Origin of the sequence: Mesorhizobium sp. LNJC405B00 (assembly GCF_000502615.1) — a bacterium.
Lineage (GTDB): Bacteria > Pseudomonadota > Alphaproteobacteria > Rhizobiales > Rhizobiaceae > Mesorhizobium.
The window spans coordinates 470859-491819 of sequence record NZ_AYWC01000001.1; the positions used below are offsets into that span (position 1 = coordinate 470859).

Annotated in this window: 27 protein-coding genes and 1 tRNA gene; 8 read left to right on the forward strand and 20 right to left on the reverse strand. The window is 62.6% G+C overall.

Annotation, left to right across the window (positions count from 1 at the left end; translation table 11 throughout):
- Positions 1–111: 111 nt before the first annotated feature.
- The 3 genes from X756_RS162850 (at position 112) to X756_RS162840 (ending at position 2535) form a co-directional block, all read left to right on the forward strand.
- The gene (locus tag X756_RS162850) at positions 112–1083 is read left to right on the forward strand and encodes an adenosine deaminase (protein ID WP_023683187.1); all 972 of its coding nucleotides are present in this window, start codon (positions 112–114) and stop codon (positions 1081–1083) included.
- Between the two features lie 135 nt (positions 1084–1218).
- Positions 1219–1848, forward strand: a complete 630-nt coding sequence (upp, locus tag X756_RS162845; protein ID WP_023671129.1) for a uracil phosphoribosyltransferase — start codon at positions 1219–1221, stop codon at positions 1846–1848.
- Between the two features lie 129 nt (positions 1849–1977).
- Positions 1978–2535, forward strand: coding sequence for a TIGR02281 family clan AA aspartic protease (locus X756_RS162840; RefSeq protein WP_023728443.1), 558 nt, complete (start codon positions 1978–1980; stop codon positions 2533–2535).
- 9 nt (positions 2536–2544) lie between these two features.
- Here X756_RS162840 and deoA read toward each other — a convergent pair whose 3' ends face one another.
- From deoA to X756_RS162810, 6 genes are all read right to left on the reverse strand, one after another.
- Positions 2545–3864: a thymidine phosphorylase gene (gene deoA / locus X756_RS162835; protein WP_023728444.1), complete on the reverse strand. Its 1320-nt coding sequence runs from the start codon at positions 3862–3864 to the stop codon at positions 2545–2547.
- Positions 3864–4682, reverse strand: a complete 819-nt coding sequence (locus tag X756_RS162830; protein WP_023707594.1) for a purine-nucleoside phosphorylase — start codon at positions 4680–4682, stop codon at positions 3864–3866. Before X756_RS162830 ends, deoA begins: the two co-directional genes overlap by 1 nt.
- 12 nt (positions 4683–4694) lie before the next feature.
- A complete protein-coding gene (gene cdd, locus X756_RS162825) occupies positions 4695–5087 on the reverse strand; it encodes a cytidine deaminase (RefSeq protein WP_023683183.1) in 393 nt (130 codons plus the stop codon).
- 107 nt (positions 5088–5194) lie between these two features.
- Complete coding sequence (locus tag X756_RS162820) at positions 5195–6166, reverse strand: ABC transporter permease (RefSeq protein ID WP_023683182.1); 972 nt, start codon at positions 6164–6166, stop codon at positions 5195–5197.
- 1 nt (position 6167) lies between these two features.
- Positions 6168–7307 (reverse strand): ABC transporter permease, encoded by a 1140-nt coding sequence (locus X756_RS162815; protein ID WP_023686470.1) that lies wholly within the window; start codon positions 7305–7307, stop codon positions 6168–6170.
- Positions 7304–8836: an ABC transporter ATP-binding protein gene (locus tag X756_RS162810; RefSeq protein WP_023728445.1), complete on the reverse strand. Its 1533-nt coding sequence runs from the start codon at positions 8834–8836 to the stop codon at positions 7304–7306. The genes X756_RS162815 and X756_RS162810 overlap by 4 nt, the downstream gene beginning before the upstream one ends.
- A 216-nt stretch (positions 8837–9052) precedes the next feature.
- Between X756_RS162810 and X756_RS162805 the strand changes: the two genes are divergently transcribed.
- Positions 9053–9259, forward strand: a complete 207-nt coding sequence (locus X756_RS162805; RefSeq protein ID WP_196813821.1) for a SlyX family protein — start codon at positions 9053–9055, stop codon at positions 9257–9259.
- A 13-nt stretch (positions 9260–9272) separates the two neighbouring features.
- Positions 9273–9662, forward strand: coding sequence for a hypothetical protein (locus X756_RS162800; protein WP_023728446.1), 390 nt, complete (start codon positions 9273–9275; stop codon positions 9660–9662).
- On the opposite strand, the gene X756_RS162795 is transcribed toward X756_RS162800, so the two are convergent.
- The 4 genes from X756_RS162795 to X756_RS162780 all read right to left on the reverse strand — a co-directional run bounded on the left by X756_RS162795 (position 9657) and on the right by X756_RS162780 (position 12636).
- On the reverse strand, positions 9657–10118 hold the full coding sequence (locus tag X756_RS162795) for a GNAT family N-acetyltransferase (protein ID WP_023704058.1): 462 nt from the start codon (positions 10116–10118) through the stop codon (positions 9657–9659). The two genes, X756_RS162800 and X756_RS162795, sit on opposite strands and share 6 nt — an antisense overlap.
- Before the next feature lie 88 nt (positions 10119–10206).
- Positions 10207–11196, reverse strand: coding sequence for a BMP family ABC transporter substrate-binding protein (locus tag X756_RS162790; RefSeq protein ID WP_023683177.1), 990 nt, complete (start codon positions 11194–11196; stop codon positions 10207–10209).
- A gap of 252 nt (positions 11197–11448) precedes the next feature.
- Complete coding sequence (locus X756_RS162785; protein ID WP_023728447.1) at positions 11449–11772, reverse strand: hypothetical protein; 324 nt, start codon at positions 11770–11772, stop codon at positions 11449–11451.
- A gap of 117 nt (positions 11773–11889) precedes the next feature.
- Positions 11890–12636, reverse strand: coding sequence for a hypothetical protein (locus X756_RS162780; RefSeq protein WP_023728448.1), 747 nt, complete (start codon positions 12634–12636; stop codon positions 11890–11892).
- Between the two features lie 359 nt (positions 12637–12995).
- Between X756_RS162780 and X756_RS162775 the strand changes: the two genes are divergently transcribed.
- A tRNA-Ser gene (locus tag X756_RS162775) sits at positions 12996–13085 on the forward strand.
- Between the two features lie 99 nt (positions 13086–13184).
- Here X756_RS162775 and X756_RS162770 read toward each other — a convergent pair.
- The 9 genes from X756_RS162770 to X756_RS162730 all read right to left on the reverse strand — a co-directional run bounded on the left by X756_RS162770 (position 13185) and on the right by X756_RS162730 (position 17824).
- Positions 13185–13364 (reverse strand): hypothetical protein, encoded by a 180-nt coding sequence (locus X756_RS162770; protein ID WP_023728449.1) that lies wholly within the window; start codon positions 13362–13364, stop codon positions 13185–13187.
- A 194-nt stretch (positions 13365–13558) separates the two neighbouring features.
- A complete protein-coding gene (locus X756_RS162765) occupies positions 13559–13978 on the reverse strand; it encodes a hypothetical protein (RefSeq protein WP_023728450.1) in 420 nt (139 codons plus the stop codon).
- A gap of 50 nt (positions 13979–14028) precedes the next feature.
- Positions 14029–14541, reverse strand: coding sequence for a hypothetical protein (locus tag X756_RS162760; RefSeq protein WP_156941318.1), 513 nt, complete (start codon positions 14539–14541; stop codon positions 14029–14031).
- A 39-nt stretch (positions 14542–14580) separates the two neighbouring features.
- Positions 14581–14973: a hypothetical protein gene (locus tag X756_RS162755; RefSeq protein WP_023728452.1), complete on the reverse strand. Its 393-nt coding sequence runs from the start codon at positions 14971–14973 to the stop codon at positions 14581–14583.
- Positions 14954–15376 carry a hypothetical protein gene (locus tag X756_RS162750; RefSeq protein ID WP_023728453.1) on the reverse strand — a complete coding sequence of 141 codons (423 nt, stop codon included), beginning with the start codon at positions 15374–15376 and terminating at the stop codon, positions 14954–14956. Before X756_RS162750 ends, X756_RS162755 begins: the two co-directional genes overlap by 20 nt.
- Positions 15369–15578 carry a hypothetical protein gene (locus tag X756_RS162745; RefSeq protein WP_023728454.1) on the reverse strand — a complete coding sequence of 70 codons (210 nt, stop codon included), beginning with the start codon at positions 15576–15578 and terminating at the stop codon, positions 15369–15371. Before X756_RS162745 ends, X756_RS162750 begins: the two co-directional genes overlap by 8 nt.
- A 102-nt stretch (positions 15579–15680) precedes the next feature.
- Positions 15681–16463 carry a ParB/RepB/Spo0J family partition protein gene (locus X756_RS162740; RefSeq protein WP_023728455.1) on the reverse strand — a complete coding sequence of 261 codons (783 nt, stop codon included), beginning with the start codon at positions 16461–16463 and terminating at the stop codon, positions 15681–15683.
- Positions 16464–16709: 246 nt separating this feature from the next.
- Positions 16710–17234, reverse strand: a complete 525-nt coding sequence (locus X756_RS162735; protein WP_023728456.1) for a hypothetical protein — start codon at positions 17232–17234, stop codon at positions 16710–16712.
- On the reverse strand, positions 17231–17824 hold the full coding sequence (locus tag X756_RS162730; protein ID WP_023728457.1) for a recombinase family protein: 594 nt from the start codon (positions 17822–17824) through the stop codon (positions 17231–17233). The genes X756_RS162735 and X756_RS162730 overlap by 4 nt, the downstream gene beginning before the upstream one ends.
- A 287-nt stretch (positions 17825–18111) precedes the next feature.
- Here X756_RS162730 and X756_RS1000000166515 point away from each other — a divergent pair, with 287 nt between their 5' ends.
- Positions 18112–18735 carry a DUF5343 domain-containing protein gene (locus tag X756_RS1000000166515; RefSeq protein ID WP_023728458.1) on the forward strand — a complete coding sequence of 208 codons (624 nt, stop codon included), beginning with the start codon at positions 18112–18114 and terminating at the stop codon, positions 18733–18735.
- Positions 18735–19253: a DUF4145 domain-containing protein gene (locus X756_RS1000000166990; protein ID WP_031237723.1), complete on the forward strand. Its 519-nt coding sequence runs from the start codon at positions 18735–18737 to the stop codon at positions 19251–19253. Before X756_RS1000000166515 ends, X756_RS1000000166990 begins: the two co-directional genes overlap by 1 nt.
- Here X756_RS1000000166990 and X756_RS162725 read toward each other — a convergent pair.
- A complete protein-coding gene (locus tag X756_RS162725; RefSeq protein ID WP_050589206.1) occupies positions 19162–20604 on the reverse strand; it encodes a site-specific integrase in 1443 nt (480 codons plus the stop codon). The two genes, X756_RS1000000166990 and X756_RS162725, sit on opposite strands and share 92 nt — an antisense overlap.
- Between the last annotated feature and the right edge of the window lie 357 nt (positions 20605–20961).

The window sequence follows — 20961 nt, forward strand, 5'->3', positions numbered from 1 at the left end:
GGCGGGACCATAGCCGATCGATGGTGCGGGCGCTATTGTTTAAGGCGCGGTGTTCGGCCGCGCTCCCAGGTGGTGGGCTTACGGCCTGGACTGATGAGACGGGATAACTGCATGCCTTTGAAAGCGGAACTGCACTGCCACATCGAGGGGGCAGCGGCGCCCGAACTCGTCGTCCGCCAGGCGCAGAAATACGGCAAGGACACCTCGCTTTATATCCAGAACGGCTCGTTCGTCTGGCACGACTTCACCTCTTTCCTCGCGGCTTACGACTTTTCCGCCGACCTGTTCCGCTCCGAGGAGGATTATGCCCGCCTCGCCGACCATTATCTGACCAGCCTTGCCCGCGACGGCGCCATCTATTCCGAAGTCTTCACCTCGCCCGACCATGCCGTCAGGGCCGGCCTGTCGCCCAAGGCCTACACCGATGCGCTCGGCGAAGGCATGCTGCGCGCCAAAGCCAAGACCGGCATAGAGGGCCGCATGATCGTCACCGGCGTACGCCATGTCGGCGTCGAATCGATCGAGCAGGCGGCGCGTTTTGCGGCGCGCTGCGGAAATCCGCTGGTCACCGGCTTCGGCGTCGCCGGCGATGAACGCATGGGCGAGATGGAGGATTATGTCAGGGCCTTCGAGATCGCCCGTGAAGCGGGTCTTGGTATCACCATCCATGCCGGCGAGTTGACCGGCTGGGAGACGGTGCAGGCCGCACTCGACCACATCCGCCCCTCGCGCATCGGCCATGGCGTGCGCGCCATCGAAAATCCCGACCTGGTGCGCCGCATCGCCGATGAGGGCATCGTGCTCGAATGCTGCCCCGGCTCCAACATCGCGCTCAAAGTCTACGACAGTTTCGCCGATCACCCTTTGCCTGCCCTGCAGGCGGCCGGCTGCAAGGTGACGCTGAACTCCGACGACCCACCCTATTTCTGGACCTCGCTGAAGCGCGAATACGACATCGCCGCCGAGCATTTCTCCATGAATGAAAAAGCTTTGACCGCCGTCACCAGGACGGCGATCGAAGCGGCTTTCGTCGACAGGAAGACGAAAAGCGCGCTGCTTGCCCGGCTCGATGCGAAGAGGTGACTGGTGACTGGTGACTGGTGACTGGTGACTGGTTTGCCGGCGGTTCGGCCTGTCAACGGCAATGATCGATCCATCGGGACTCGCAAACCTGCTCACTATTCACTATTCACTATTCACCATTCACTGGAGCAACCCATGCAGGGCGTCACCGTCGTCGACCACCCGCTTGTCCAGCACAAGCTCACCATCATGCGCAAGAAGGAGACGTCGACCGCCGGTTTCCGTCGGCTGCTGCGCGAGATCTCGCTGCTGCTCGGCTACGAGGTCACCCGCAACCTCGAACTGACGACGACGACCATCGAAACGCCGATGGAAACCATGGAAGCGCCGACGCTGGAGGGCAAGAAGCTGGTCTTCGCCTCGGTGCTGCGCGCCGGCAATGGCCTGCTCGAAGGCCTGCTCGACCTGGTCCCGGCGGCCCGCGTCGCGCATGTCGGCCTCTACCGCGATCACGAAACGCTGGAGGCGGTGGAATATTTCTTCAAGGCGCCGAGCGATCTCGCCGACCGGCTGGTGATCGTCGTCGATCCGATGCTGGCGACCGCGAACTCGGCCATCGCGGCCATCGACAAGCTGAAGGAGCGCGGCGCCACCAACATCCGCTTCCTTTGCCTGCTGGCGGCGCCAGAAGGCATCGAGCGCTTCACCAAGGCGCATCCGGATGTCCCGGTCTTTACCGCTTCCATCGACCGCCAGCTCAACGAGAAGGGCTACATCATGCCCGGCCTCGGCGATGCCGGCGACCGCATGTACGGAACCAAATGACGGCGGCTGGCAAGGCCAGCTGGCATCCAGTCGTTTACCGCCCGTTTACGCAAAGCCGCGGTTTCGGGTTGGCGTTAAAGCGGCAAACACCATGTGCGCACGAGAATGGGCCTTCACGAAGGTCCGTTCATGCTGCGCAAGCTTCTCATTCTGGGCGTGTTCGCCGGAACGTCGGCATCGATCCCGATCGTCTATCAGTCGAACCCGCAGATTCTCGACAACCTGTTGAAGTCGACCGTCGCCGGCAAGCAGCAACCGCAGCCCGAGCTGAGCCTCGCCTCGGTTCCCGACAAGCCGGCCGCACCGCTGCCCACAGGTCGCAAGGTCCTGGTGGCGGCCGACGAGCGCGGCCATTTCACCTCCGCCTTCAAGCTCAACGGCCGCCAGATCGACGGCATGATCGACACCGGCGCCACGTTGGTCGCCATCAACACCTCGACGGCGCGCCGCATCGGCATCTCGCTCAACCCGTCGGATTTCAGCCATCAGGTCAACACCGCCAATGGCGCGATCAGGGCCGCTGTGGTCAACATCGACCGCCTGCAGATCGGCAAGATCAGCGTCGACAACATCCAGGCCGTGGTCCTCGACGACAAGGCGCTGCGCACCAACCTGATCGGCATGAGCTTTTTGCAGCGGCTGGCAAAATACCAGGTCGAAAACGGCACACTGTTGCTGGTGCAGTAGCGCCTTCCGCTACCCGCGCGGCAGCACGCGCCGGATGACAGTCTTGTCGGCGGCTGGTTTCGACGCCCCGATCGTATAGGCCGAAAGCACGGCGGCTGCGGCCGCTTCGGCCTCCACTTGCGTGCGGGCGTGGACCAGCGCCAGCGGCTCGCCGGCCCGCACCTCGGCGCCGAGCGGCAGCAGCCTGGTGATGCCGACCGCATGGTCGATCCTGTCGTCCGGCCGCGTACGCCCGCCACCGAGCCCGACCACGGCAAGGCCGATATCGCGGGTGGCAATGCCGGTGGCAAAGCCGTTGCCTGCCGCCTTGACCGCAAACTCCACCGCCGCTTTCGGCAGATATTTTTCCGGCTTCTCGACGAAATCGGCGGGACCGCCAAGGGCTGCGACCATACGCGCGAAGGCGGCTGCCGCGCGGCCGCCGGCCAGCGTCTCGGCCGCGCGCCTGAGACCGTCCTGATTGGACGACGCCAGCCCTGCCGATTGCAGCATCTCGGCGGCCAGCGCCAGCGTCACATCCTCCAGTCGCTTGTCGCGGAACCTTCCGGTGAGGAAATCGACGGCGTTGCGCACCTCGACCGCGTTGCCGGCCGCCGACGCCAGCGGCTCGTTCATGCCGGTGACCAGCGCCGAGGCCTTCAGGCCGGCGCCGTTGGCGATCTCGACCAGGCTGTTGGCCAGTGCTGTCGCGTCGCGCGACTTCTCCATGAAGGCGCCATTGCCGACCTTGACGTCGAGCACCAGCGACCGCAGGCCGGCCGCGAGTTTCTTCGACAGGATAGAGGCAGTGATCAGCGGCACCGATTCCACCGTTCCGGTCACATCGCGGATCGCATAGAGGCGACGGTCGGCGGGCGCGAGATCGGCGGTCTGGCCGATGATGGCACAGCCGGTCTCGAGCACCGTCTTGCGGAAGCGCGCGATATCCGGCTGGCTGGTATAGCCCGGGATGGCATCCATCTTGTCCAGCGTGCCGCCGGTATGGCCAAGGCCCCTGCCGGATATCATCGGCACATAGGCGCCGCAAGCGGCGACGATCGGCGCCAGCATCAGCGAGACATTGTCGCCAACGCCGCCGGTCGAATGTTTGTCGGTGACCGGACCCGGCAGGTCCGACCAGTCGAGCACATCGCCTGAATCCCGCATGGCGAGCGTCAGCGCCACCGCCTCGTCGCGGTTCATGCCGTTGAAGAACACCGCCATGGCAAAGGCGCCGACCTGGCCGTCCGAGACGCTGCCCGAAGTCACGCCCGCGACAAAAGCCGAAATCTCCTGTGCGGACAGTTTCTGGCCGTCGCGCTTGCGGCGGATGATTTCCTGCGGAAGCATCAGGCGGCGCCCTTCGGCTCCGGCAACCCATCCTGGAACACATGCGCAAGGATCGTCGCCAACCGTGCGCCGCCGATCGGCGCCATGTCCTTGGTCTCCTGGTGCGACAGTTCCGCCCCGGTCATCCCGGCGGCGAGATTGGTGATCACCGAACAGGCGGCTACGCGAAGCCCAAGGAAGCGGGCGAGAATGACCTCCGGTACGGTCGACATCCCTACCGCTTTGGCGCCCATGACGCGGGCCATGCGGATTTCAGCAGGGGTTTCGAAACACGGACCGGAAAACCACATATAGACGCCCTTGTGCAGCGCCGTCCCTGTCGCCTTCGCCGCCCGTTCGATCGCCGCGCGCAAGCCGGCATCATAGGCTTCGGTCAGGCCGACGAAGCGGCGGTCGCTCGGCTCGCCGATCAGCGGGTTGGAGCCGGAGAAATTGATGTGATCGGTGATCAGCATCACCGATCCAGGCAGCATGTCGGGATCGACCGAGCCGGCGGCATTGGTAAGGATCAGCTTGGTGATGCCGATGCCGGCAAGCACCTCCAGCGCCGGCCGCATTGCAGCAGCAACGCCGTGCTCGTAGTAATGGGCGCGGCCGGACAGCATCAGCACCGGCGTGCCAGCGAAAAGCCCCGCGACCACCTCGCCGGCATGGCCAGTCACCCCGCTGCGGGGGAAACCCGGCAGGTCGGCATAAGAGATGCGCACGGCATTCTCGACCTGGTCGACAAGCCCGCCAAGGCCCGACCCCAGCACCATCGCCGTTGTCGGCGCTAACCCGTCCAGCCTTTCGACGAGGTGGTCCAGAGCTTCCTTCATATCAGCCAACTCTCACTTCAAAATGTCGCCACGAAACCCGTAGGGCAGCATGTCGCCCATCGTCACGGTCTCGACCACGCCGGTGTTGTCGCAAAGATAGAGCTTCGTGTCCGGCCGGCAGAACTCCGCCAGCCTTTGCCGGCAGCCGCCACAGGGCGAGCATTTGGCCATGCGCGAGGCAATGACGGCGATCTCGACGATCTTGCCGCCGCCGCCCATGATGTAATGGCCGAGCGCCGTGGTCTCGGCGCACCAGCCTTCCGGATAGGACGCGACCTCGATGTTGGCGCCGGTGAAGACACGGCCGTCTTCGGTGCGCAACGCCGCACCCACCGGAAACTTCGAATAGGGCGCGTAGGCCTTGGCCATGGCCTCCTGCGCGGCTTCGAACAGATCATGCGACATTCAGGTGTTCTCTCCGACGATCGTGGTCAAAACCCGGCGCTTTGCGTTTTCGTGGCGCCTTTCGAGCACCAGCCGCATGCTCGACTCAGTGCTCCTGGGCGCCCGGATCAACGTTCCTTGACATACGGCACGCCGCCGGCGCGCGGCGGGATCGCCTTGCCGATGAAGCCGGCAAGCAGGATCACGGTCAGCACATAGGGCAGCGCCTGCATGAACTGCACCGGCACCTTGCCGATCAACGGCAGCGGCGAACCCTGCAGGCGGATCGCCGCCGCGTCGAGGAAGCCGAACAGAAGACAGGCGAACATAGCGTTGACCGGTCGCCATTTGGCAAAGATCAGCGCCGCCAGTGCGATGTACCCCTTGCCCGCGGTCATGTCCTTCACGAAGCCGCCATTCTGCACCATCGAGAGGTAGGCGCCGGCAATGCCGGTCAGCACACCGGTGCAGATCAGGGCCCGGTAGCGCAGCCAAGCGACCGAAATGCCGGCGGTGTCGACGGCGGCCGGGTTCTCGCCGACGGCGCGTAGGCGCAGGCCGAAGCGGGTGCGAAACAACACCCACCAGGTGAACGGCACCATGGCGAAAGCGAGATAGACCAGGATCGAATGGCCAGAGAGCAGCTCGGAATAGATCGGCCCTATGATCGGCACGTCGTGGATCGCGGCAGCACCAGGCAGAGTGATGGCCTCGAAACGCTCGCCCGGCTGCAGCGCCGGCGTTCGCCCGCCCTGCTGGAACCAGGCTTGGCCCAGAATGATGGTCGAGCCGGCGGCGACGAAGTTGATGGCCACACCGGAGACGATCTGGTTGCCGCGATGGGTGATCGAGGCGAAGCCGTGCACCAGGGCAAAGGCGACCGACATCACGATCGCCATGCCGAGACCGAGGAAGGCCGAATGGAAGACCGAAGCGGCGGCCGCACCTGCAAAGGCGCCGACCAGCATCTTGCCTTCCAGCCCGATGTCGAAAACGCCGGCGCGTTCCGAATAGAGGCCGGCGAGGCAAGCGAGTAGCAGCGGCACCGACAGGCGTATGGTCGAGTCCAGGATCTGCACGATGGCGATGAAGACGTCCATCTCAGGCGCCCTTCCCTTTGACCGCTTCGATGCCGACCGACCTTGGACTGAACGAGGCGAACAGCGCCTGGACGTAGGGCCGGAACATGTGCTCCAGCGCACCGGCAAACAGGATGACCAAACCCTGGATGATGACGATCATGTCGCGGGAAATCGCCGGCATTTCGAAGGCAAGTTCGGCGCCGCCCTGGTAGAGCATGCCGAACAGGATCGCCGCCAGCACGATGCCGACCGGATGCAGTCGGCCCATCAGCGCCACGGCGATGCCGACGAAGCCGGCGCCGGAGACGAAATCGATCGCCACATTGTGCTGGTCGCCCATCACCGGGTTCAGCGTCATCATGCCGGCCAGCGCGCCCGAAATCATCATCGCGATGATGATGATGCGGGTCTCCGAAATGCCGGCATAGCGCGCCGCTTTCGGGCTGTGGCCATAGGTGCGCATCTCGTAGCCGAGCTTGGTGCGCCAGATCAGCAGCCAGACCAGGAATGCCATGAGCAGCGCCAGCAGGAAGCAGATGTTGAACGGCGCCGAGCGGATCTTGGCGCCGAACAGTTCGATGATCCAGTTGAGTTTGGGCAGTTCGGCGCCGGCGAGGAAGTTGCGCGTCTGCGGCGCCTGCGACGCCGCCGGCTTCAACGGCCCGACCAGGAGGTAGACCATGATCGAGGCTGCGATGAAGTTGAACATGATGGTCGTGATGACGATGTGCGACCCGCGCTTGGCCTGCAGATAGGCCGGGATCAGCGCCCACAGCGCACCGACGGCGGCTCCGGCGACGATCGCCAGCGGAAAGGTCAGCCACCACGGCAGCACAGTGTCGAAGGCGAGGCAGACCACGCCCACGCCAAGGCCGGCAATATAGGCCTGGCCCTCGGTCCCGATGTTGAACAGGCCGCAATGCGCGGCCACCGCCACCGACAGGCCGGTGAAGATGAAGGTGGTGGCATAGAACAGCGTGAAGGCAATGCCGGTTCCCTTGCCGAAAGCGCCCTCGACCAGGATGACGGCGGCACGAAACGGGTTTTCGCCGACCAGCATGACGACGAAACCGGCAACGATGAAAGCCACTGACAGATTGATCAGCGGGATCAGCCCATAATCGGCCCAGGCCGGCAGTTTGGCGTAAGGCGTGCTCACTCTGCCGCCTCCTGGCGATCGACGCCTGCCATCAGCAGGCCAAGCTCGCCCTCGGTCGCCTCCGGGCCACGTTCGCCGACGATGCGCCCGGCAAACATCACCAGGATGCGGTCCGACAGCGAACGGATCTCGTCGAGCTCGACCGACACCACCAGCACCGCCTTGCCCTGGTCGCGCATGGCAATCAGCCGCTTGTGGATGAATTCTATGGCGCCGACATCGACGCCGCGCGTCGGCTGGCCGACGATCAGAACACCGGGATCCTGCTCCATTTCTCGCGCCAGCACGATCTTCTGCTGGTTGCCGCCGGAGAAATTCGCCGTCTTCAGACGCGGATTGCCGGGACGGATGTCGTATTTCTCGATCTTGTCCTTGGCATCGGTCATGATGGCGTCGATGTTGAAGAACGGCCCTTTGAGGTAGCGCGGGTCGTCATGGTAGCCGAGGATCGAATTCTCGTTCTCCTCGAAGGCCAGCACCAGGCCGACATGATGGCGGTCCTCCGGCACATGGGCGAGCCCACGGTCGCGCAACTCGCCGGGATCGGCGGCCCCGGTCAGGTCGATCGGCTTGCCATCGAGCATCACCGAGCCGGAAACCGCGCGCCTGATGCCGGAAATCGCCTCGAGCAGTTCGGACTGGCCGTTGCCGGCGACACCGGCAATGCCGACGATCTCGCCGGCGTGGATATCGAAGGAGATGTCGTCGACCATGGTGACGCCGCGCTGGTCTTTCACCGTCAGGTTCTTGACCGCGAGCTTGACCGCGCCGGCCTCCGTCTCGCCCTTTTCGACCCGCAGCAGCACGCGCCGTCCGACCATCAGTTCGGCCAGTTCGCCGACTGTCGTCTTGCTGGTCTCGCGCGTCGCCACCATCGTGCCCTGGCGCATGACCGAGACATTGTCGGTGATGGCCATGATCTCGCGCAGCTTGTGGGTGATCAGCACCACCGTTTTCCCCTGGTCCTTCAATTGCCTGAGGATGCGGAACAGATGGTCGGCCTCGGCCGGCGTCAACACGCCCGTCGGCTCGTCGAGAATCAGGATTTCGGCACCGCGATAAAGCGCCTTGAGGATTTCCACACGCTGCTGCAGGCCGACCGGCAATTCCTCGATGATGGCGTCGGGATCGACTTCCAGCCCGTATTCGCGCTCGAGCCGCTCCAGTTCGGAGCGCGCCTTGGCGATGCTCTTTTTCAACAGCGCATCGCTTTCGGCGCCGAGGATGATGTTTTCCAGCACGGTGAAATTGTCGACCAGCATGAAGTGCTGATGCACCATGCCGATGCCGAGCGCGATGGCGTCGTTGGAGGTCTTGATCGACGCCGGCTTGCCGCCGACGCGGATCTCGCCGCTGTCGGCCTGATAGAAGCCATAGAGGATCGACATCAGCGTCGACTTGCCGGCGCCGTTCTCGCCGACGATGCCATGGATGGTGCCGCGTGCGATCTCCAGATTGATGTCGCGATTGGCGCGAACGGCGCCAAAACTCTTGTTGATGCCGATCAGTTCGATTGCGGCTTGCGCCATGCAGCCTGTCCCACTCTTATTTTTTTATCGCTTGGTCAAAACGCCTAGCATGATGCCCCACCCGTGCCAATTGGCGGCGCAGTGGCCACTCTCGACAAATCCCGGTGCGCTTGTCAATTTCGAACGTGGCCGCAGACCTTCACATTCACTAATATGCAAGGCTCAACAGTCGCATCATGCTGCAACTGCGTGCACCAGGACCGGGAGTTTCGAATGATCATGCCTGTCGACCGGCTGACGACGCTGGAAATCCGCGCCGCCGAGCAGGAAAAGACCATCGAGGAACTGTCGGGCCAGATCGCCGAACAGTGGACGGCGATCGAACGCATGCAGCGCAAGCTCGATGCCCTGACCGGGCGCTTCATGGCTCTGGAGGAACAATCGGCACCCGACGTGCCGATAACCAAACCGCCGCACTGGTAGCAAGGAGAAGCCTATGGCCGGTGAAAGCGACCGCGTTGCGCGGGCGGGCGATTATGTGCTTGGCCTGATGAACGATCGCGACCGCGAACGTGCCGAGCGCGACCTGGAGGTCGATCCCGCCTTCCGCGACACGGTGATGCGGCTGGCCGAGCGCATGCATGTCCTCGACCGTGGTGCGCCATCGGGCGGCAGCGATCGCTGGCGGCTGATCTCGCAACGCATCGCCGAACTGCCGCAGATGCGTGTGGTTGGCCAGGACGAAGCGAAGCCGGTGATCGGCAGACTGGAGCGGAAGCCCTATGGCGTCGTCGGCGTGCATTCGCTCGGTGGCCGACGCGGCGCCGTCATCGCCATCGCGCTGATCATGGTATTCGCGCTGGGTTATCTCGTCGGACAGCTATAGGCCGAGTTCGCGCGACATCAGCAGCATCGGGTAGCCGTCCTGCTCAAACGACTCGACCACTGCCCAACCGAGCCCGGCATAGAAGTCTCGCGCCACCCACGTATAGAGGTAGGTCCTCTCCACACCGATCGCGGTTGCATGCGCTTCGATGGCTGCAACCAGCGCGCGGCCGATCCCTTTGCCGCGGTGGTCGCTATCGACGACCAATCCCGCCAGCCAAGGCGTCAGCTCATGCGCGGGTTCAAGTTCGTGGCGAACCAGCAGGCAGGTCCCGACCGGGACGTCCCTTATCCGCGCCACAAGCGCCGCCTCGAAGCCATCTCCGTTGAGCAACTCGCGAAGCCCGGCGACGTCCTCATTCAGCGTTCTTGCGCTGCCCTCGAAAAAGGCGGCGATGCGCAGTCGCGCCACTGCATCAACATCGCGTTCGGTCATCGGTCCGATGGTCGGCTTCACTCTCGCCTCTCAAGTTGCGGCCCCCGTCAAACCCAAAAACAAAACCGCCGGACTCTCGCCCGGCGGTTTCAACTCTAATGGATACAGATCAATACGGGCAGGCGTTGTCGGCGGTGTAGTCGTGCACCTGGATCGTGCCGGCGATGATGTCGGCCTTGGCCTTTTCGACGGCAGCCTTCATCTCGTCGGTGACCAGCGCCTTGTTGTTGTCGTCCATGGCGTAGTCGACGCCGCCTTCCTTGAGGCCGAGATTTTGCAGGCCGCCCTTGAAGGTGCCGTTCTTGCCGTCCATGAAGGCGGTGTAGACCGCAACGTCGACGCGCTTCAGCATTGAGGTCAGCACCTTGCCGGGCTGCAGGCCGTTCTGGTTGGAATCGACGCCGATGCCGAGCTTGCCGGCATCCGCCGCCGCCTGCAGCACGCCGACGCCGGTGCCGCCGGCCGCGGCATAGACGACGTCGGAGCCCTGGTCGATCTGCGTCTTGGCGATCTCGCCGCCCTTGGCCGGATCGTTCCACGCCGCGGGCGTGTCACCGGTCATGTTCTGGATGACATCGGTCGCACCGGCCGCCTTGGCGCCGCCGACATAGCCGCATTCGAACTTGCGGATCAGCGGAATGTCCATGCCGCCGATGAAGGAGACCTTCTTGGACTTCGAGGCCATCGCCGCCAGGATACCGACGAGATAGGAGCCTTCGTTTTCCTTGAAGACCAGCGAGCGGACATTGGGCATGTCGACGGCATCGTCGATGATGGCGAAGTTGAGATCGGGATATTCCTTCGCGACCACCTTCAGCGCATCCTCCCAGGCAAACCCGGCCATGACGATCGGGTTGCGGCCGTCCTCGGCGAAGCGGCGCAGCGCCTGCTCGCGTTGCGAGGCGTTCGAAACTTCGAACTCGACATAGGCGGTGCCGGTCTCGGTCTTGAACTTTTCGGCCCCGTGATAAGCAGCCTCGTTGAAGGACTTGTCGAACTTGCCGCCGAGATCGTAGAGGATGGCCGGCTGGACATCCGCGGCGAAAGCCGGAAGAACCATTGCGGTTGCGGCCAGGAGGCCGAGAACGATACGTTTCATGTGATCCACACCCTGTCGGTTATTTTTTTCCGTTACGCGCCGTCCGCCTGCCCGGTTCTCCGGCAGGCATGCGGCATCAGCCAGGAGTGTACTCCCCTCCCGCTCAAGGCAATCTGGCACGGCCCGAAACAAAATTCACGCGGAATTTTGACCTTTTGGAAAAGCATGCCCCCCGTTGGAAAAACATGCCCAATGCGGTGACAGCTGTGGACGATTGCCGCGTTGTCGTCGCAAGTCCGCCGGCACAACCCATCAGCCCGGCGCGAATTCTCCGCCGCGCCGCCGGCGCCGGTAGCCGATCGCATAGAGGATGAAGGCAAGCAGCGCGAACACGGCAAACCCCGGCTGGGCAAGCACCCAGGCGATGCCGCCATCCCATATCACCGGATTGACCTTGGCGCGCACGAAGGTCTCGAAGGCCGCGCGGGTGTCGGGCGAAACCGCCAGCCAGCTCGAATTCAGCGGCGTCATGACCAATGCGGAAGCCGCCACCGAGCGCGTCGCGTCGAGCACGGCCATGATGACGGCGACCGAGAGTGCGATCATGGCCGCGAGGCGAAACAAAAAACGCAACATCGAAAAATCTTCCCCGATCCTCAAGTTCCTCCCGAGGACCTTCCGGTCAAGGCGAGGAATAGAATGCGCACGCCCGGCGTGCAATCGCCATACGCGAATTTGAAGCCTATCGCCCGCCTATATGGAAACCTTTCGGCTCCGCCGATGGACGAGCCAGACGCCGAGGACGCCGCCGCCAATGGCCCCGACCACCAGCCCGGCAAGGCCGATGAACACCGCGAAGTAGCCGCAGCCGCCTTCGAAACAGCTGATGTCGGTGGCTTCGGCGATCCCCGCGCCGAGCGCGAAGCCGGCGACGGCGCCGACGACGGCGCCGAGGGTGATGCCGGCCAGCGCGGCGACGATCGAACTAAAGGCTGACGGTGCCTGCGCTTCCGGCCTTGCATAAAAGGCCTTGGCCTCGTCGCAGCGGCGCAGCAGGTAAATGCAAAACAGGCCGATGACGATTTCGGTGGCGGCGATCGCAAGCTCCCTGGCGGAGACGGTGAAATCGGGCACGGTCAGCGCATAGACCTGCTCGGCCAGCCGCCAGGCGATGGTGGTGATCTGCCAGATGGTGAAATGACGCGGAAAGCGCGCGGAACGGCTTAAGGCGAGGCCGAGCAGATAAAGCCCCCACACGATGGTGACGATGTCGAAGGCCAGTCCGCCAAGCACGAAATAGAAGATCCTGTCCGGCACGCCGGAACTCTCCAACAGCCACCGCGCCGAGACCAGCCAGTAGACCGACCATGCCATGACGAAGAGGAGCCAGACCACGGGCACGAAGGACAGCCCGCTGTCCGGAGGCCCTGCGGGCGTCAGCCCGCCTGGCATGCCTCCGGCCGGCGTTCCGCTGGCCGGCTGTTCATTGCTCGATGTCATGTCTGGACGTTGCCCCCGCAAAGCCTCCGCCGCACTCGACAGGTGGCGAGGGGCGAAGTCAAGCGCGGCCGGCCCTGCCGCCTTGCCCGTGCACACCATTCAGAACCGAAGCGCCTTAGAAGCGGAGCCGTTCAACGCCCCGCGAAACGATGCATGGCCGGCAAAGCGAATAGACTGCCGTTATGGCTTGGCATTCGGCGCCGGATCGACTAGATGAGCCCCGCGCCTGTTTGATTGACGGGCGCCGGGAAGGGCATCCGCTGGTTGGCGGTGTCCATCAAGCGGGTCTTCCCGCAAATCCCAAAGGGATGCATCTCCCCAACCCGCGTGGCAAAACCGGCCGGCGCGAATGCAAGGACGGAGAGGTGGCCGAGTGGTTGAAGGCGCACGCCTGGAAAGTGTGTTTACGGGAGACCGTAACGCGGGTTCGAATCCCGCTCTCTCCGCCATCCCACAGAATAGTCGTATTTCTCCAGCAAAATCAGTACCTTAGAGGATAGCCTGCTGGTGGCTTAGACCAATCACTTAGACCAATCTGGCCTCATTGCTCAGGCGGCTTTCCTTACATCCTCGACGTACCACTGAAGGGCCATCCAAGGGTCGCCCTCCAATTCCACCGCCGCTGCGTATGCCTCGCCTTCCCCGAAGGTCTCGCGAACGTGTTCAAGGTGGCTCTTGAGCCATACCGCCACGTCGGCCTGAAGGGTGCTGTAGTCGATGGTCGTCATCGGGCTTGCTCCTATCTCGTCTCTGGACGCCCCCGAAATAGGGAGCCCTTAGCGAAGTCGTCAAATCAAATAAATTCAATGCGTTAGCGGAACTATTCCCTTAGCGGGACTGTCCCACCAGTGGAGCGATTTCTGTCTCAACGGACCCGCCCCCGACGCACCTCTTGGGGCGATGCATCGGGAGCAGGAAAGGGTTAGTCGCTGTAGGCCGAACCGTCCTTACGAGCGGCAGCTATGGCTTGGGCGTGGCCATGGAACACGTGCCATTCACCCTTGGCGGCAGCCCTGCGGAGCGCCGGGTAATCCGCCTCGTCGACATGCTCGAAGTAGGTCTGAAGGTTCAGCCCATGCTGCCGCAGCACGTTCCTATCGAGGTGCTGACTGAACGCAGTCTCGACCACAGCCGCCTCAACCTCCTCGATCCCGAAGGCTTCACCCACAGGTATCTCTCCGGTCGCGACGTAGGCGTCCACGATGAATTGCTGCTGGGTGTCACTATGGGTGTCCCTGAAGCGGTCAAGGCTCTGATCGGCCATGCGCACAAACTCGGCATGTTGCTTCTCTTCTTTCTGGTCCTCGGTCAGTTCCTCGGTATCGTTGGCCTCGTCAGCCACGGTAGGCAACGGAGCGGCATCACCCGCCCCGTCACTCTCGGCCCCCGTGGTTACCTGAAAGACGAGCCGTATGGCGTCAGCGCCACATTTACAGCCGCGACGTAATCCGCCCGCCCGATTTCGCCACGGGCAAGCATGTCCTTGGCCTGCTGTGGTCCAAGCTGGATGCCGCCGATGGTCACCGGAAGCTGGTCGACAAGGGCTTGCGGTGCCGCGTTGAATGCGCCTGCACTTGCTGCCGCTACCTGTGCCTTCTGGCCGTCGTTTAGCGCCTGCCCGGTGTTGATGCCCATTCGCTTGGCCTGCATTTGCTGATTGGCCCGAAGTCCGGCCTCCGTCTGGGCCGCGATCCGCTCTTGGAACGCTGCCTCCTGCCGGTCCTTCTCGGCCTGCTCATGGTCGCGCCGCATCTGGTCCACGCGGTCTTCAAGGCCCTGTCGGTCCCGTGCTTCCTGTCCGCGAATGTCGATCTGGTTGCTGTTGATCTGGAGCCCGGAGGCCTTGCTGAAATCGTTCATGGTGTTCGTTCCTTCTGGTCGTGATGGATCGCCCCGGCGCGTCATTGCTCCGGGTGCGGTATGTCGGTCTTGGTGGTGGCTGGGTCAGCGCCTTGGCGTGAACCCAAAGGTCATCGTCTGCGGGCCTTCAGGACGCGCGCTAAGGCCGGTTGGGGCAGTTGCTCCGGTAAGACCATCGCTGCCTCCGGCGACCCTTCCACGCGGCGCTGTGGGTCTCACAGACATCTCGGCAATACGCCGTGCGACTGCCACAGCCTCAAGCTCGGGATAGCCATAGACTTCAAAGCATCGTTCAGCAGCCGTGTTGAAGCTCTGGGTCCATTCGATGCCGATCCCCAGCAGCCTGCGGTCGAGTTGCGACACGGTCTCCCAGTCGTCGGCCTTGATCCATTCGACCAGAGCCAGAGCCGCTTCCCGCGTGGGATAGGTCGCCACCCAGTCCCGCCGCCTGATGTCGTCAAGGGTCAAAGCGGGCATTCCGGTCGTTGCGCCACGTTAGCGGCCCGTGCTTCACGATTAGCGGCAGATGGTCGTGGAACGTTTCGCCATGCTCGCTGCCGGCTGTTGATGCCTCCAGCATGTCCAGTACCGTGGGGCAGTCGCGCGACGGATGCCGAACCGGCAACCCGTTCAGCCAATCCAGCGCGTCCTGTTCGACATTCCCGCCGAGACCGGCCTTTTCCGCGTCTTTGCCGACCAGCCGCTTCAGTTCCATGTTCAGCATCGAACGGCTGGTGATGTACGCGCGGCTGGTCCATTCGCCGGTCGGGCTGGTGCCGCGCCTGCGGGTCCGCTTGGTCTCGACCGCCTGAATGATCCACTCACGGTCTGTCTCGACAACGCGGATTGCCGACGTGATCTTGCGGATGGCCTCAGCCATTGGCCTGACTGCCTTCCGCCTTGGCCCTGACTTCCTTCCGCCACTCAGCGAACAGCGTCCGCATGTCTTTCCGCTTCTGGTTGATGGTGTCGCGGTTCCGGTAATAGGCCGCATTGTCGATTTCCCGGTTGCGCTCTCGGTTCGCCTCACGCCATTTGCGCTTGTGTTCACGCCACTGCCGGCGCGTTGCTTCGTCCTGCATTTCTCAGGTCCTTTCTGCTGTCGTGTTGATGCTGTGGCCGGGCCTCTCAGGGTCCAGCCTGTACAATCTGTACACCGTAGTGTTTGTACACTTGAGGGTCCCTTAGAACTCCTCGTCGGTCTCCTTGGGCAGGAACCCTTGCAGTTCCCCGACCACCTCAGGAAGCCGCCTTCCGAAGTACGTAGCGAGGGCCATAGCGGCAATCTCGGGGTCTCGTAACAGTCGCCCCGAGAACGTCTTCGCAAGCGTATCGGCAAACCGATCTGCTACCTGTTGCTTCCATTCTTCAGGGTCCAATCCGTCCACCCCGTTCATGTCTTTCCCTTCCGCCGCTTTCCTCGCCTTGAACCACGTCACGTAGTTCCCGGCGTCCACCACCCCCAATGCCTTCTTGGCTTTCCTCATGGTGGCCACCTGTGACGTCGAGGTCCCCGACGCCTCCGCAACCTCGGCCTTGCTGTATCGGTCCAGCACGACAAGCCGCCATGCGAAGTCCTGCCGCTCACTGGAGGACATCGGCAGCTTGGCCTTGGCGTTCGCTTTGCCTGCCTCCAGAACGGCCTCCTCGGGGGTTCCCTCGAAGTACACCGTGGGGATGCTGTCATTGCCCACCCGCTGGTACGCTTCGTGCCGGTGGTGCCCGTCGATCAGGACATAGCCGTCCCCGGCAACCATCACGGTCACCGGGTCGAGGTCCTTCCGGCTCCTGAGGAGCTTCACAAGGTCGGATAGATGCCGCTCATCCATCCCGCCGCGTGGCTGGAATAGGTCTGGCAGCACCCTCACGCCACCAAGCGGCAATCTGTCGGGCCTGCTGAGGTTGTCCTGGCGGGACCCTGATAGTTCTATGAGGCCGGCCAATGCCTCAGCCGCTCCTGTGATCATGTTCACCTTTCAGATTGTTGTTGTATGAGGGAACCCGCCACCCTGAACCGTCCAGTCCAAAAGGGGAGGACAGATAGGGGCACACACGGCCTCACATCTACCGACCGGCCACAGCCACCGCGCGCCACGACCCCGGAAGGGAACAGAGCAGGCAGCGGGAGAACGCTTGACAGATCGGTAGGTGAGAAGCCGTGAGGAGAGGGTGTTTCTTTCCGAACAGGTGGGGCTTATCCGCCCAAGTAACCTCTATCGGCCCATCTGAGCATCCCTGAAGATTTCCTGCAGTTCGTCGTCCAATTCTTCCTTGCTCTTCTGAACGTATTTCCCTTCATCTGGCCTGCTTTCTGGGAGGAAATGGTCCTCTATTTCATCGATGCTATCGCCCATCCCCGGCTGTCTTCCATCCCATGTCTGATACTCGGAGGTTCCCGCCGAGAAGCTCCGCGCCATTACTCGCTCCATCACCATGATCTGGATGGCACCCGCCGACCGCTTGGCCTTCACCATCTCGTCAATCTCGACCATCATCGGCTTGTAGACTTCCCAGTCGGCGCGCCATGCCCGAAGTTGCCCACGTGCCCAATAACGGAGCGCCTTGCGTATCCGCTCGCGTTTCACCGCGCGGCTTTCCTCTCCGGTCTTTGGGAACTTGGCTTTCACGACATCCTTGAAGTCCCAGCCGTCATGCTCCCATCCCGCCTGGAACCGCTTCGGTCCGGCGTATTCATAGCGCCCTGACTTACCGCCAAGGAACTTCCTTCCCTTCGTCACTGCATTCTCTCCTGTGCTATTGCCGCTGAGGCTGTTTCCTTGAGCACGCTCTGCACGGTCGCTGTGGAGTATCCCACGGCGGCGGCAATGGCCCTCAGGGATGCTCCCTCCGCCCTCATGCCACGTACTCTCTGTTCAATCTCTTGGGTCACCGTCTTGGGCCTGCCAAGGTGGTCCCCTCGGGCCTTCGCCTTGGCGATGCCTTCCATCTGCCGCTCCTTCCTGAGGGCGGTCTCAAACTCTGCGATGCTGGCGAGGATGCCAAACATCAGCTTGCCATGCGGATTGGTCGTATCGAGCGACGGGTCGTTCAGCACCCGGAACCCGACCCCCCGCTTGTCGAGGTCTTCCACAATCTGGTGGAGGTGCGCCGCTGATCTCGCCAGTCGGTCGACCTTGCTGACCACCAGCGTGTCACCCTTCCGAACGAACCTCAGCGCCTCGGCCAGCTTCGGCCTGTCATTGTCTAGCCCTGACAGCCGGTCTTGAAACAGGTGGTCATCGGTCACCCCTGCCGCCTTTAACTGGTCGATCTGGACTGCTGTGTTCTGGTCGGTCGTGCTGACCCGGGCGTAACCAACGATTGCCATGATGTGAACTATCTCCTAAGAGCCAATGTTCACGACCATTACCTCACGCTAAGTTCACATGTCAACGGCGCTGTGAGAAAAAGAATACCTTTGTTCACTCCACCAGCGGGCAGCCTCCCGGCGGTGTAATCGAACCGAAGGGGGGACGGGGGGTCCTGGCGCGTGCCAGTTATCCGATCTCCCGCGCACATTTTTCTACCAAATATTCCCGGGGGATTGTGATCATCCCTGCTTGCAGTCTTCTGAGTTAAAGAGAACTGTGCAAACAAGATGGGACGGAGGGATGAATGGTTGACATTGTTTACACGACAGTACCGGGAAAAATCAAAACCCTTCTGACAAAAATCAGAGGAGCGGGTGTCCCCTCAAAGGTTACTCAGAAGTGGCTCAAGGGGATTGGGTTCAATTCCAGCAACGATGGAACGCTGATCCCCGTCTTGCGCGTTGCCGGCCTGATCGACGGCCATGCCGTCCCCACACCCAAGTGGTCCGAGTACCGAACATCTAAGCATCGTTCGGTCTTAGGGGGAGGAATTAAGTCTGGCTATTCCGAACTATTTGCCGTCTACCCGGATGCCAACAAAAGAAGCAATGCGGAACTGGAAAATGTCTTCGCCTCAAGTTCGTCGGTGGGAAAGCAGGCAATCTCCAAGACCGTAAGCACGTTCAAAACGCTCGTTGAGGAGGCCGATTTTGACGACGCGGCTGAGCCTCAAGACCACCCCGGCCATGATACACCGGCAAAGCGCCAGCCTGCTTCCGCCGCCCCGGCGCAACTTCAGCGGCCCAACCCGGCTTCGCCCTCCCTTCACATCGACATTCAGGTCCACATCTCATCCGATGCCTCCCTCGAACAGATCGACAAGGTCTTTTCGAGTATGGCAAAGCACCTATACGGAACTGCCTCTTAATGGCTGCCGACGTCACCAATTCGATCCGGCTTGCGAAGGGCATTACAAGCGAGATTGACGCTGTTTTGGGACCGCCCGAGACCGGCCTCCCGTCAGAACGCCAGCTTGTCGTGCCGATGTCACTTGTTAGGGGCACTCGGGGCTACATCGAGAAGGTGGCGAACCAAATCAACGGCACTTACGAGCATGGCTGGTACGACGCGAGCGCGGTAATGATTAGGCGACTACTTGAGACCCTGATCATCGAGGCGTTCGAGGCACACAAAATCGCTGATCGGATCAAGGGACCATCCGGGGATTTCCTGTTTCTTCGTGACATGATCGAGAAGGCGTTGAAGGAGCAGACGTGGAACCTCGGACGAAACTGCAAAGCAGCACTGCCGCGTCTCAAGGACGTCGGTGACAAGTCCGCCCACAGTCGTAGGTTCATTGCTCAGGTTTCGGACGTGCAACAGTTGCTGCCTGAAATTCGAGTTGTGGTGCAAGAGCTTCTATTCCTTGCCGCGCTGTCGAAATAGCGCTCCCGGGCGGCGGCAACTTCACGGCCTTCACGCACGCCACCTTCTGTTCATCGCTCGGTCCTCCCGAGTAAACCCCGAAGGTGATCGACTTGCGTCCCTCGACGTGCCCGACAACAGCCGCCACGGTTGTCTCAGGTATGCCCGCCTGTTCTGCCTGAGAGACGAACCAGCGCCGGAACGAATGGAAGTTGACCAAGCTCCTGCGCCTGCCGTCCCGCTTGTCGTCGACACCACAAGCCACCCGGTAGCGCGTGAACCGTTTGGTCGTCACCGCCGCCGCGTCCCGTTCGTTGGCCAATTCATGGAACAGCCAATCCCCGGGCTTCTTGTCCTTCGTCCGGCTCCCGACCAGCTTGGTCAGCCCCGAGTGTATCGGCACCCGCCGCACCCCGGCCTGTGTCTTCGCGTCCCGTATGTCGAACCATCCCCCGGCGCATTGCCCGACCCGAAGCGTCACGATCTCCTCCAGGCGCATTCCAGACAGCGCCCCGATCAACGCCGCGTCCTGAAGCTGGTGGTCGAATTGTCCCGCCTCCCTGTCGCCACTGTCGAGCTGCTCACCATACAGCACCGCGTTCAATTCCTTCGGGGTGAATGGTCGTTCCCCCTGCGTGGCCTCGGCAGAGCCCTTCTTGCGCCGCTGGGGCTGTAGCTGGCGGTCCCATGGATTGCCGCTCTGCTCGGTGTCGACGAGGCCGCGCCGCGCCAGATAGTCCCAATAACCCCGCACCGCCGAAAGGTGCTTCTTGGCGGTCTTCGGGTGCATCTCGGCGATCTCCTCCGAGACGTACCGGCCCGCGTTCTTGCGGTCGATGTCGGCCAGCCTGAGGGCCTTCTCGGCGCACCATCGGGCAAACCGCTTGACCAGTCCTCGCCACTCAGCGGTGGTCTTATCGGCGAGCTTGGCCTCCTTCAGGTATGCCTCAAGGTGCTGATCGACGGGCACCTTCCCAGACACGGCAGCATCGAACAGCTTCCGTTCCTTGCCCCTGTAATGGTCACGCTCGTCCTCGGCGGCGCTCACAGCGTCGTGCAGCGCGTCGGTATCTCCTGCATCTTGAAGGGTTTTGATCGCTTCCCGAACGATGGCACCCCGCGAGGTCGCGTCGATCTGCTCCGGTGTCACCGCTTCCCCGGCCTTGATGGCCTTGAATAGGTCGAGGGCTGTCCGCTCTCTCGCGTCTCGCCTTTCCATTGCAACCCGGATGTCCCCGGTTTCGAGGCTTTCCACGATGGCCGTGCGGCGCTTGAACTCATGGCGAGCCGCCTCCGGTATCGCCATCTTGAACCACCACGTTCGCCCCCTCAGCGAGAGGTGCCGCCGCGCTCTGCCCTTGAAACCTGCCATGCTTAGACCATCCACTTAGACCAATTCCAAGGGGCGATTACCAAGCATAATCAACTATTTCAAGGGCATACGGCTGTTTGGCGTCTAATCCCGCTCTCTCCGCCATTATCAAGCCAATGAAACCGCCTGCGATTTCCCACCCAGCGGGTGCGGCTGACTTTACTTCACATGCTCGCCCTGGGTTCATGGCGGATTGCCGGCTTGCTCGCCAAGCCAGGCTCAGAAATGCCGCGGAGCGATCCGGCGGTCGCCGTCACCTGTTCAACCGCCAGAGTTTCAAAGGCGTAGCCGGACCTCTGTCTTCACTCTTCGTGCCCCATCTGTCACCGTCGCAACCAACGCGTTAGTGCCGCCTGG

Bases quoted from the DNA above. Each gene is read 5' to 3' on its own strand.
- X756_RS1000000166515 (WP_023728458.1), top strand. From the start codon at position 18,112: ATGGTTGACATTGTTTACACGACAGTACCGGGAAAAATCAAAACCCTT.
- X756_RS162790 (WP_023683177.1), bottom strand. From the start codon at position 11,196: ATGAAACGTATCGTTCTCGGCCTCCTGGCCGCAACCGCAATGGTTCTT.
- upp (WP_023671129.1), top strand. From the start codon at position 1,219: ATGCAGGGCGTCACCGTCGTCGACCACCCGCTTGTCCAGCACAAGCTC.
- X756_RS162750 (WP_023728453.1), bottom strand. From the start codon at position 15,376: ATGGCTGAGGCCATCCGCAAGATCACGTCGGCAATCCGCGTTGTCGAG.
- X756_RS162755 (WP_023728452.1), bottom strand. From the start codon at position 14,973: ATGCCCGCTTTGACCCTTGACGACATCAGGCGGCGGGACTGGGTGGCG.
- X756_RS162810 (WP_023728445.1), bottom strand. From the start codon at position 8,836: ATGGCGCAAGCCGCAATCGAACTGATCGGCATCAACAAGAGTTTTGGC.
- X756_RS162770 (WP_023728449.1), bottom strand. From the start codon at position 13,364: ATGACGACCATCGACTACAGCACCCTTCAGGCCGACGTGGCGGTATGG.
- cdd (WP_023683183.1), bottom strand. From the start codon at position 5,087: ATGTCGCATGATCTGTTCGAAGCCGCGCAGGAGGCCATGGCCAAGGCC.
- X756_RS162820 (WP_023683182.1), bottom strand. From the start codon at position 6,166: ATGGACGTCTTCATCGCCATCGTGCAGATCCTGGACTCGACCATACGC.
- X756_RS162760 (WP_156941318.1), bottom strand. From the start codon at position 14,541: ATGACGCGCCGGGGCGATCCATCACGACCAGAAGGAACGAACACCATG.
- X756_RS162725 (WP_050589206.1), bottom strand. From the start codon at position 20,604: ATGGCAGGTTTCAAGGGCAGAGCGCGGCGGCACCTCTCGCTGAGGGGG.
- X756_RS162740 (WP_023728455.1), bottom strand. From the start codon at position 16,463: ATGATCACAGGAGCGGCTGAGGCATTGGCCGGCCTCATAGAACTATCA.
- X756_RS162800 (WP_023728446.1), top strand. From the start codon at position 9,273: ATGGCCGGTGAAAGCGACCGCGTTGCGCGGGCGGGCGATTATGTGCTT.
- X756_RS1000000166990 (WP_031237723.1), top strand. From the start codon at position 18,735: ATGGCTGCCGACGTCACCAATTCGATCCGGCTTGCGAAGGGCATTACA.
- X756_RS162830 (WP_023707594.1), bottom strand. From the start codon at position 4,682: ATGAAGGAAGCTCTGGACCACCTCGTCGAAAGGCTGGACGGGTTAGCG.
- X756_RS162745 (WP_023728454.1), bottom strand. From the start codon at position 15,578: ATGCAGGACGAAGCAACGCGCCGGCAGTGGCGTGAACACAAGCGCAAA.
- X756_RS162780 (WP_023728448.1), bottom strand. From the start codon at position 12,636: ATGACATCGAGCAATGAACAGCCGGCCAGCGGAACGCCGGCCGGAGGC.
- deoA (WP_023728444.1), bottom strand. From the start codon at position 3,864: ATGCTTCCGCAGGAAATCATCCGCCGCAAGCGCGACGGCCAGAAACTG.
- X756_RS162730 (WP_023728457.1), bottom strand. From the start codon at position 17,824: ATGGCAATCGTTGGTTACGCCCGGGTCAGCACGACCGACCAGAACACA.
- X756_RS162840 (WP_023728443.1), top strand. From the start codon at position 1,978: ATGCTGCGCAAGCTTCTCATTCTGGGCGTGTTCGCCGGAACGTCGGCA.
- X756_RS162850 (WP_023683187.1), top strand. From the start codon at position 112: ATGCCTTTGAAAGCGGAACTGCACTGCCACATCGAGGGGGCAGCGGCG.
- X756_RS162785 (WP_023728447.1), bottom strand. From the start codon at position 11,772: ATGTTGCGTTTTTTGTTTCGCCTCGCGGCCATGATCGCACTCTCGGTC.